Annotated in this window: 2 protein-coding genes; both read left to right on the top strand. The window is 64.6% G+C overall.

Annotated elements, in window-relative coordinates:
- A partial coding sequence (locus EOA79_RS31820; RefSeq protein WP_206639297.1) for an AEC family transporter occupies nt 1–543 on the top strand: 543 nt, incomplete at its 5' end.
- A 151-nt stretch (nt 544–694) separates the two neighbouring features.
- Nucleotides 695–1,834, top strand: a 1,140-nt coding sequence (locus EOA79_RS31815; RefSeq protein ID WP_164894059.1) for an NAD-dependent succinate-semialdehyde dehydrogenase, incomplete at its 3' end; no start/stop codon positions are given.

The raw sequence follows: 1,834 nt of genomic DNA, 5'->3' as shown, positions 1-1,834 counted from the left end.
GTCATGATGATGGCGTCAATCGTGCTGTTCGAGATGTTCGGTCGTCGCGACGACGAGTCTGTGCATCCGTTGCGCGTCATCCGGAATTTCCTCAGGCGGCTGTTCGTCAACCCGCTGATCATCGGCATTCTCGCGGGGCTCGCCTGGCGCTTCATCGGCGCGCCGCTGCCGCCGCTGATCGAGCGGCTGGTCGACGCGCTGGCCGATACGGCCGGGCCGGTGGCGCTGTTTGCGATGGGGCTCAGCCTGCGCCGCTTCGGCATTTCCGGCAACGTGCGCCCAGCGCTCGCGCTGTCGGCGCTGAAACTCTTCCTGATGCCGGCCTTGGTGCTGCTCGCGGTCTGGCTGCTCGGCCTGCCGCCGCTGACGGCAAAGGTCGCCGTGGTCGTGGCGGCGCTGCCTTCCGGCATCAATTCCTATCTCATCGCCGTCCAATTCAACACCGGCCAGGCGCTGGCGTCCAACCAGATGACGATCGCCACGGCCAGCGCGGTGCTCACCACATCCTTCTGGCTGACGGTGGTCCTGCATGTGTTCGGCTAGCGCTCGTTTTTGCTGGCCCAACCCCTATATGCCATCTTGTGATTGCTTGCCGGGCTTTCCCTAGGTAAGAGCAATGCGCCAGCGTGCAGCCTTGCACGCCCCCGAATATCCAGAAAAACGGCCGATCAGCGCGCCGAACGGAGGCCAGACCATGCTTCAGAAAACCAGTCATTTCATGCGCCAGGCCAATCTCATCAACGGCGAATGGGTGCAGGCCGACAGCGGCCAGACCATCGACGTCAACAATCCGGCGACCGGCCTGAAGATCGGCACCGTGCCGAAGGCCGGCAAGGCCGAAACCCGCCGCGCCATCGAGGCCGCCGATGAAGCATTCAAGAGCTGGCGCAAGACCACCGCGCTCGAGCGCTCGAAGCTTCTGCGCAAGCTGCACGACGCAATGATGGACAATCAGGACGTGCTGGCCGAGTTGCTCACCATCGAGCAGGGCAAGTCGCTGTTCGAATCCAAGGGCGAGATCGGCTCGGCCGCGAGCTATATCCTCTGGTTCGCCGAGGAAGGCCGCCGCACCTATGGCGACATCGTGCCGTCGCCCTGGGGCGACCGCCGCATCCTGGTGACGAAGGAGCCGGTCGGCGTCATTGCCGCCATCACGCCATGGAACTTCCCGTCCTCGATGCTCGCCCGCAAGCTCGGACCGGCGCTGGCCGCGGGCTGCACGGCCGTGGTCAAACCGGCCTCGCAGACGCCTTATTCGGGCCTCGCCTGGGGCGCGCTCGCCGAAGAGGTCGGCTTCCCCAAGGGCGCCATCAACATCCTGACAGGTTCGGCCGGCGAGATCGGCGACGAGATCTGCGCCAACCCGCTGGTCAAGAAGATCACCTTCACCGGCTCGACCGAGGTCGGCAAGATCCTGATTCAGAAGTCGTCGACGACGGTCAAGAAAGTGTCGATGGAACTCGGCGGCAATGCTCCGTTCCTGGTCTTCGACGATGCCGACATCGATCGCGCCGTCACCGGCGCCATCACCGCGAAGTACCGCAATTCCGGCCAGACCTGCGTCTGCACCAACCGCTTCCTCGTCCAGGCGGGTATCTATGACAAGTTCGTCGAGAAGCTCGCCGCTGCCAGCAACAGTCTGAAGGTCGGCTCCGGCCTGGAAGAAGGCGTGCAGCAGGGGCCGCTGATCGACGAGAAAGCGGTCGAGAAGGTCGAGGAACTGATCGCCGATGCCACCTCGAAGGGCGGCAAGGTCGTTGCCGGCGGCAATCGCCATGCGCTCGGCGGCTCGTTCTTCCAGCCGACGGTCATCGCCGACGCCACGCCCAAGATG

The organism is Mesorhizobium sp. M1A.F.Ca.IN.020.03.2.1, from assembly GCF_004023205.1.
In the GTDB taxonomy this organism is placed as follows: Bacteria; Pseudomonadota; Alphaproteobacteria; order Rhizobiales; family Rhizobiaceae; genus Mesorhizobium.
This window is presented reverse-complemented; position numbering and strand designations above follow the sequence as displayed.